The sequence below is a fragment of the Paenibacillus sp. FSL L8-0436 genome (assembly GCF_038593025.1).
Classification (GTDB): domain Bacteria; phylum Bacillota; class Bacilli; order Paenibacillales; family Paenibacillaceae; genus Paenibacillus_AQ.
This window is the reverse complement of sequence record NZ_CP151955.1, coordinates 2,121,514-2,130,960: the sequence shown is the minus strand read 5'-3', so window position 1 is coordinate 2,130,960 and position 9,447 is coordinate 2,121,514. Positions and strand designations below refer to the sequence as shown.

Here is a 9,447-nt window from a genome sequence, read left to right as displayed (position 1 = left end):
GATCTGTATCTCTACCAGTCAGTCAAAACATCAGCAGTCCTTGAAATAAACCGGGCATACCTGTTTCGTTAATCGCCTGTTCCAAACGTAATTTCAGCTCATCGGCAGGCAGCTTCTTCCCTTTAAGAATAGTCCGAAGCAGATGTAGCACTTTCTCTGTCTGCTCTAATGTTGGTTCTTTTCCGGAAACAGTTATTTCTTCCTTCATTCTCTGGATCATCTTATACGGCCCGATCACATTTCTTTGATATTCATCCGCATTTGAATTGTGATTTTTGGTGCATACGGCAATAGATAAGCATTTATCCATCAGATTACCCGTGCTTCTTAGATGACTTCTCTCCGAATCACCCCTCAGGTTGTCAAGACACTCTTGCATTGTCGAATGGATGGAATCTGTTGCATATACCTTCGCTTCTGGAAAATGTTCCTTCAAAAGCGGCCCTAGTGTTTCACGAGGCCCCGTATCGATAAATGCTTGAACGGGCAGAGTCGCCATCCTGTTCATGCAAGCCGTCCACAAAACGGGGTTCATTAATTGGTCAGTGAGCAACGGAATAATATCCTGTTCACTTTTGTAAAAATCCCCTGTAACATTCGAGACAACTGGATGCTGCAAAGGATGAAGTGTAAGTCCGCCCAAGAATTCGCGAAACGGAGCTAAGGCCGGTTCCATGAGCGGACTGTGAAAGGGCGCGCTGACTTTTAACGGTATCACTTGCGCACCTGCATGTTTCATGGAAATCGCTGCTTCTTCCACTGCGCCCTTTACCCCTGATATTACAGTTTGTTTGCTGGCATTATAGTTAGATGGCACCACGGTCCCTATATTTAGCGAAATCTCCCTGCATATCTCCTTCACTTGCTCTGATGAAAGTCCAACCACGGCATACATCAAACCCCGGCCCTCCGGCACCGCTTCTTGCATATATTTCCCTCTGGCATGCACTAGCTTGACTGCGTCGGCAAACGATATAGCTTCCGCTGCACATAACGCCGATATCTCTCCAAGGCTATGCCCCGCAAGGACGGGTTGCATAATTTCAACCTCTTGAAGTATTATGCGATAGGCAATCAAACTTACAGTTAAAATTGCGGGTTGGGCGATTTCCGTCTTTCTAAGTATTTGCGTGCTTCCCTCGAAACATATTTTTTTAAGATCGAAACCAAGAGCATCGTTGGCCATCTCGAATAATTCCCGTGCGATAGGATACGCTGAATGCCATGCTTGACCCATCCCGACATATTGCGAGCCTTGGCCAGGGAATATAAATGCCATTTTATACAAATACAACACCTCATTATATTAAATCCATTAATGTCCATAAAGTTAAATTATTAACTTTTATCGGTTTTTTATCGAAGAGTCACAAAAATCGATGCATTCGCATTAAAAAATGAATAGGAACGTGAAATTATGCATGTAATAAATCTGACAAAATTAGAAATTGATTTTTGTGAATTCTAGTTCCAGCTTCTTTCCAGATCAATTACCAAGCCAATGGCTCCGAAGCTTTTCATCGCTGGAACTAGAATTCTGTAACTATTTCAGATAAAAGAGTACACACTATCGATCAGCACAGAAACTAGATTCATATAAACCGACTTGGCCATTGTTACCGAAGATTAACCCTAGTAATACAACAGATCCTGTTATTCAAAATGAATAATATCGAATAATTCGTCTTCCTCCTCTTCTTTTTCATGTTGAAAGATTTCCATTTTTAATTCTCTAATGCAAACGGAAGGATCGGTGGCCGTGGCTTTGATAAGTTCACAAAATCCTTGAAGCAGTCTCGTCGCCGTCCCATGCTCGAATAAATCCCGGCTATACTCTAAAGATAATTGAAGGCCCTGTTCGATTTCGACAACAATCATCGTCAGATCCATCTTCGTTGTCGAAGTCTCTTGTTCAACGGAGCGAACCTCAATATCTGTTAAATAGAGACTCGATTGCTCCATGTTCTGCAGCACCAGCATCGTGTCAAACAGCGGGTTGCGGCTCCTATCGCGCCGCACGTTCAGCTTCTCTACCAGTTCCTCGAACGGATAGTCCTGATGCTCGAACGCCACCAGCGTCCGCTCCTTCACCTCGCGCACGAAGTCCATAAACCGCTTCTCCCCGGACGGGGCGTTGCGCAGCGCCAGCGTGTTCACGAACATCCCGATCATCGGCTCCGTATCCGTATGCGTCCGTCCCGACACCGGCGTCCCGACCACAATGTCGGTCTGCCTCGTGTACTTGTGCAGCCACACGTTATAGGCGGCCAGCAGTACCATGTACAGCGTGGCTCCGGTCTCTGCGGTAATTCGTTTTAGGGCCTCAGCTACGTCCGCGCTGATCTGCGCATGAACCTGTCCGCCTTCGCTGCTTGGCACCGCCGGACGCGTCCGGTCGGCCGGCAGCTCCAGCACCGGCGCTTCCTCCGCATAGGCCGACAGCCAGTACGCTTCATGCCCTTGCATCTGCTCCACCCCGAGCGTGCCCTGCTGCCAGACCGCGTAGTCCTTGTACTGGATCCGCAGCGGCTCCAGCTCTTCGCCGGCATACGCCGCCATGAAGTCCGACACCAGAAGGTTCATCGACACGCCGTCCGACACGATATGATGCATATCCCACACCAGCCAATGGCGCTCCTCCGCCAGCCGCAGCAGCCCGGCCCGCAGCAGCGGCGCCTGACTCAGTTCGAACGGCCGTACGAAGCTCCGGGTGAGTTCCCGCGCCTGCGCTTCATCTGCACCCCGGTATACCCATTCCAATGCTACGTCATCATGCACCTGTTGCCGCGGTTCGCCGTCGATCCACCTGAACGACGTGCGTAGCGATTCGTGACGGGCGATGACCGAGCGAACCGCTTGTTCCAGCCGATCCGCATCAATTTTCCCTGTGAGCTCCACGACTCCCGGCATGTTGTAGCGCGTGCTCTCCGGCTCCACCTCATGCAGCACGTATAGCCGCCGCTGCGCCGAAGACAGCGGATAATCCTTCCCCGGTTTCGCCGGTTCGATGGCGCTGTATGCCATCTTCGACATCCCCTCGATCTTCCGCGCCTGCTCCTTGATCGTCGGCAGTCGGAATACGTCCTGCAGCGTCAGCTCTACGTTCATCGTCTTCTGGATTTTGGACACCAGCGCGGTTGCCCGCAAGGAGTGCCCTCCGATTGCAAAAAAGTCGTCGCTCATCCCAATGTTCTCTATGCCAAGCACGTCCTGCCAAATCCCAAGCAACTTCCGTTCCGTCTCGGTACTCGCTGCCTCATACCGTTCTTCCGAATGCATTCTGGCATCCGGCTCCGGCAACGCTTTACGGTTCAGCTTGCCGTTAGGGGTCAGCGGCAAGCGCTCCATCGGCATCATATACCCCGGTATCATATAGGACGGCAGGGCCCGCCCGAGGTGCTCCCGAATCTCCGCCGAAGCCGTCTCCTCCTGCAGCACCACGTACGCGCACAAGTATTTCCCGCCGGCCGCATCCTCCCGGGCGATCACCACCGCTTCGCGGACCGCCTCATGCTTCAGCAACTGGTTCTCGATTTCTCCCAGTTCCACCCGGTAGCCGCGGATCTTCACCTGGTAATCTTGGCGTCCCAGGAACTCCATGTTGCCGTCCGGCAGCATGCGCCCCATGTCCCCCGTCCGGTACATCCGCCCCTGCGGCACAAACGGATTGGCCATAAACGATGCGCTTGTCTTCGCCGGATCGTTCAAATAGCCTCTGGCTACGCCCACTCCCCCGATATACAGCTCGCCGGCCACCCCGTACGGCACCGGATGCCGATCTGCGTCCAGAATGTAGAAGGTATTGTTCGCCAGCGGCTTTCCGTACGGAATGCCCGTTTGATCCGCCGTAACTTCCTGGATCGGATAGTAGTTGGACCATACGGTGGCTTCCGTCGCACCCCCAAGTCCTATCACTTGGACGTTCGGGAAGTATGCCTTCGCGCGTTCCGCCAAATCGACCGGAATCCAGTCCCCGCTCACCAGCGCCAGCCGTAAAGCCTTCTGGCTGATCGCCTCCTCCTGTTCCTCTAGGCCATGCAGCACATGATTCAGCGTCGTCGGCACCGAGTCCCAAATCGTAATGGCTTCCTCTTCCAGCAACTGCTGCATCTGCTTGGGATCCTGCACCTGCTCCCGGCTTGCAATCACAATCTGGGCGCCTGCCGCCAGCGGTCCAAAAATGTCATACACCGACAAGTCGAAGCACATCGACGTGATGAACAACAGCCGGTCTTCCTCATGCACGCCAAATTCCTGATTGACCCAGCTGACCAGGTTCACTGCCGAATGATGCTCAATCATGACGCCCTTCGGCTCTCCGGTTGAGCCAGAGGTGTAAATAATGTACGCCAACTCGTGCGAATCTTTGGCAAGGCGAAGCGGCTCACTGGAATGCTCAATCAGCGAAGGGTCCCGGCTGTCGACGAATAGCGCAGGCGCTTCTGCATACGCCTGATCGACGACAACGACGCTCACTCCCGCATGGCTGATCATATGTGCGATCCGGCTTTGCGGGTAGTCCGGATCCATCGGTACATACGCCGCGCCGGCTTTCAGAATCGCCAGCATGCCGACGATCATCTCAAAACCCCGCCCGGTCATCAGCCCGACATGATCATTGAGTTTCACCCCCTGGGCCCGCAGCCGCCGCGCCAACCGGTTCGACCGCTCGTCCAGCTCCCGGTAGGTCAATGGCTGGCCGTTCCAGTTTAAAGCGGTCCGCCCGGGTGTCCTCGCCGCTTGTTCCTCGAACAGTTGGTGCAGCGTCTTCTCTGCTGCGTACGGCATATCCGTCCGGTTCCATTCGTACACAATATCTTGCCGTTCCGCAATCGCCATCAGGCGCTCTACCGACAAGATATCGGTCTCCTCGTCACATAGGGCCTCAAGGATTCGTTCGTACCAAACGAACGCCGTTTCGATCTCCCGATCCTCAAAATAAGCTGGCGCATATTTGATCTGCATGTTCAGCCTGTTAAAGTATTGCGATACTTCCAGATCAAACCACGTATTCGTCATTTCGTTTGCTTCCAAGCTCAGCGCCGCCATCTCCGATGCCAGCTCTTGCCCCGGCCCCATCTCCTCCAGCACATGGAAATCCGTATAGTTAAACAGCGTATCGAAGATCGGGTTGACGGACGGACTCGATACTTCACCAATTGCCTGGGCAATGTCGGCCAGAAACAGTTCATGCGCCTTCATTTGCCCAAGCTGCCTTTTTGTACGGTTCACCAGTTCCCGCTTGGACACTTCGCGCGCTAGCCCCATGCGGATCGGCACCGTATTGAGGAAGCAGCCTAATACTTTGTCTGCATCTTCGATGGCCGGCCGGTCGTGGCTGACCACGCCCGTGACAATCTCTTCCTCCGTCGTCAGGATGCCCAGCAAATACACGTGCGCGCTCAAGCACAGCTCCTTGACGGTACAACCGTACCGCTTCGCCTGCCGCTTCAAGGCTCCCAGCAGCGTGCTGCTCAGTGGCCTGCGGTAAATTTTGCTGGCCGCTCCGCGGTCCCTCTTCTTGCCCGCGTAGTTAAACGGCAGCTTGTTGCGGGTATACCCCGCCAATTCGCGGATCCAATATTGCCGGCTCTCCTCGTCGCTCTCCCGGAACCGGTTGATGGCCACATAATCCTTGTAATTGCTATCCAGCGGCTTGACCTCCGCCGGCTCTCCCTGCAGCAGTTGCTGATAAATGCCTGCAAACTCCTGCTGGAAGGATGCCACGCTCCATCCGTCCAGAATCGCATGGTGGACCGTAAACACCATGCAATAATCATGCTGTGTATTCATCCGGAACAAGCGAACTCGCCACAGCACCTTGCCGTCGAACCGGAACAAGTTGCGCTGGTCTTGTTCGATATGCGCGCGGATGACGCGCTCCTGCTCCTCACGGCTAAATGAGGAGACATCTTCCACCGAAAGCTCTGGCACGATCCGGGCGTGCACAAGCTGGACCTCTTCCTCGAAATGCGTGAGATCGAAGGTGGTGCGCAGAATCGGATGCCTATCGGATAACCGCTGCAGTGCTTCTGCGAACCGGTCCGCCGACACGATCCTGAGGTGATGCAAAAACTGATCGTGGTAGATCGGCTCCTCCGGCCGCAATCTCGAGTAGAACACCATGCTCTGTTGAATTTTGCTAAGCGGATACACGTCCTCGTAATCCTCCGGCAGGTGCTTCGCCTGCTCGGAATCCTCCATGATGCGCCGCTTCATCTGCTCCAGCATCTCCCGCCCCAACTCCAGCTGCCGGTTCGGCTTGTGCTCCTGCGCCAAAAGCTCAGCCAACTCTCCGATGGTCTGATGCAGGTACAACTCTCTTAACGGGAGATCCGCCTCCATGTCGCAATTCATCCGGCTGACGAGGCGGATCGCCTTGATCGAGTCGCCGCCCAGCACAAAGAAGTTATCGTGGACGCCGACCTGCTCCGCTCCCAGCACTTCCTGCCAAATCTCCGCCAGTTGCCGCTGCGTCGGCGTGCTTGGCGCTTCGTATTCCTTTCCCGCCTGCACCAGCCCTTGCGGCGCCGGCAGCGCCTTGCGCTCCACCTTGCCGTTAGGGCTCAGCGGCAGCTTCTCCAGCTCCACAAAGTAGGACGGGATCATGTAATCCGGCAGCTGTGTTGCCAGTTGCGCCCGCAGCTCCCGTACCGGAACGGCTTTGTCACTTACGAGATACGCGCACAAGTATGCCTGCCCTTGCTCGTCCTCGCGGACCATGACCACCGCTTCGCGGATCTGTGCATGCGCCAGAAGCCGCACCTCAATTTCCCCGCACTCGATCCGGTAGCCGCGGATCTTCACTTGATGGTCGATCCGGCCCAGGTACTCCAGGTTGCCGTCCGGCAGCCATCTCGCCAAATCCCCGCTCCGGTACATCCGCGTCCCCGGCTCGAACGGGTTGTCTACGAATTTCTCCGCCGTCAATTCCGGCCGGTTTAAATAACCCCGTGCCAGTCCGTCGCCCGTGATGCACAGCTCCCCCGCGACGCCCATCGGCTGCAGTTGCTGCCCTTCGCCCAGAATATAGGCCCGCAGCGTCGGGAGCGGCTTGCCGATGTTGCTGATGCCGCTTGTGATCTCCGCCTCTCCAAGCTTCTTGTACGTCACGTGCACGGTCGTTTCCGTGATCCCGTACATGTTGATCAATTCCGTACGGGGATACTTCCGCCGCCATGCCCGCAACTGGACCGGCGCCAGCGCTTCTCCGCCAAAGATCACGGCTCGCACGCACAGCTCCGCGTCCGCCTCTTCCATTTCCCGCTCTGACAACGCATAAAACGCGCTTGGCGTCTGATTCAACACCGTCACCCGCTCCTGCCGCAGCAGCCGCACCATCTGCTCCGGGTCCCTCGCCGTCATCAGCGGCACAACAACCAGCTTGCCTCCATAAAGCAGCGCTCCGTACATTTCCCATACCGAGAAATCGAAGCAATACGAGTGGAACAACGTCCACACATCCCGTTCGTTGAAATCAAACGCCATGCGGTCGTTGAACAACAGCCGCACCACGTTCCGGTGCGTAATCATCGTCCCTTTCGGCTTTCCAGTCGTCCCTGAGGTATAGATCACGTAGGCCAGATGCTCCGGCCTCGTCGCCTGCGGCGGATTCTCCGCGGGCATCAGCTCCGTTTCTAAGGCATATACCCGGCATCCCGCGAACGGAAGCGCCGGTGTCCGAAGCTCGACGTCACGGGTCGTCACCAGCCACTGCGCTCCGCTGTCCGCCAGCGTATAGGCGATTCGCTCAGCCGGATAATCCGGATCGATCGGCAAGTACGCCCCGCCGGCCTTCAGGATGCCGAGCATCCCGACGAGCATCTCCACCGAGCGATCCATCAGGATCGCCACGATACGGTCCGGCCCCACACCTTGCCCGCGCAGCGTCCACGCCAGCTGGTTCGCCCGCGCGTTCAGCTCCGCATAGGTCAGCTGCTGATCCCCGTACACGGCCGCCACCGCATCCGGCGTCTTCTTCACCTGTTCCTCAAACAGGCCGTGAATCGTCGCTTCCCGCGGATACTCCGCCGCCGTGTCGTTGAACGCATGCAGCAGCTCTTGCTTTTCCTCCGCCGTGACAAGCGATATCGAGGCCACCGGCCGCTGCGCATCCGCCAGCATTTGCTGCGCGATCTCTCGGATATGTCCCTCCATTCGCCGGATGAATGTTCCATCGTATACCTTGGCGTTGTACCGGAATTCAATCGACAACGCTTCGCCCGGGGCTAGCACGACGGTTAGGTCATAATTCGTCTGCTCAAATACTTCAACGTCACGGATCCCAAACGCAGCCTCGTCCGTTCCGCCTGCTTGGCCAATCGCTTCAGCAATCGGATAGTTCTCGAACACCAAAATATGATCAATCAATCCTTGCTTCAGCGCGCTCAGCCCCTGAATCTCATACAGCGGATAATAGCTGTGTGATTCCGACGCCAGCGCCGCTTCCTGCACCTGCTGCAGCAGCGCCGTTACGCTCTGGTCGGGGGAACTGCTGACCCGTACCGGCGTCGTATTGATAAACAGGCCGATCATCCGTTCGATTCCCGGAACTTCCGCCGGTCTCCCCGATACGACAGTCCCGAATACCACATCACCGCTCTGGTTGTACTTCTGCAATAGCAGTCCCCAGATCGTCTGCATCACTGTGTTCAGCGTCACCTGTGCCTGGCGGGCCAACTGCTCCAGCTCCCGGGTCATCCCCCGATCCAGACGGAAGGCATGCTCCTGCGGCTCGGCTCCCGCATGCCCTGCTGTCCAAAGCGCTCGCGGCACACTCGCCTGTTGCTCATAGTTTGCCAAGTACCGGCTCCAGTACTGCCGCGCCGCTTCCCCGTCCTGCTTTTCAAGCCATTGCATGTAACTGTTAAATTGTATTGGCGTGTCAAGTCGAATGGGCTGCTTAGTCTTCAAGCATTGATATATATGCATAAATTCCTGCATAAGAATGCTTACACACCAACCATCCATCAAAATATGGTGGAAGCTCCAAATCATTATGTGTGAATCAGAATCCTTTTTTAGAACAGCTAATCGAATTAAAGGCCCCCTCAATAGGTCAAAGCCCTCATCTCGATCATTTTGCATGTACTCGTTCACATACCTAGACTTTTCATTTTCACTCAACTGAGAAATATCTTCGAAAATCAAGTCCGTCTTTTGATTTTTTACTACGACTTGAACAGATTTCTTCACCTTTTCCCAGACGAAGATGGTTCGAAGTATATCGTATCGCTCAATCAGCTTCGCAAAGGATTGATTAACTAGGGTTACATTTAAATCACCTGCAAGCTCCAAAGTATATTGTTCAAAATACTCATTTGATTTGTGAAGCAAAGAATGAAATAACATACCTTCTTGCATCGGCGTAAGATAATAGATGTCTTTTATCGAGTCTCTTCTTCTACTCATGTTTACCTCCCGGCAAGTTGTTTAGAGACGCTATTA

Annotated in this window: 2 protein-coding genes; both read right to left on the bottom strand. The window is 54.7% G+C overall.

Features of this window, described 5'->3' with window-relative positions; translation table 11 throughout:
• Nucleotides 1-22 precede the first annotated feature (22 nt).
• A complete protein-coding gene (gene fabD / locus NSS79_RS09530) occupies nucleotides 23-1,279 on the bottom strand; it encodes an ACP S-malonyltransferase (protein ID WP_342440335.1) in 1,257 nt (418 codons plus the stop codon).
• Between the two features lie 374 nt (nucleotides 1,280-1,653).
• Nucleotides 1,654-9,411 (bottom strand): amino acid adenylation domain-containing protein, encoded by a 7,758-nt coding sequence (locus NSS79_RS09525; protein WP_342439157.1) that lies wholly within the window; start codon nucleotides 9,409-9,411, stop codon nucleotides 1,654-1,656.
• Nucleotides 9,412-9,447 lie beyond the last annotated feature (36 nt).

Bases quoted from the DNA above. Each gene is read 5' to 3' on its own strand.
- fabD (WP_342440335.1), bottom strand. From the start codon at position 1,279: ATGGCATTTATATTCCCTGGCCAAGGCTCGCAATATGTCGGGATGGGT.
- NSS79_RS09525 (WP_342439157.1), bottom strand. From the start codon at position 9,411: ATGAGTAGAAGAAGAGACTCGATAAAAGACATCTATTATCTTACGCCG.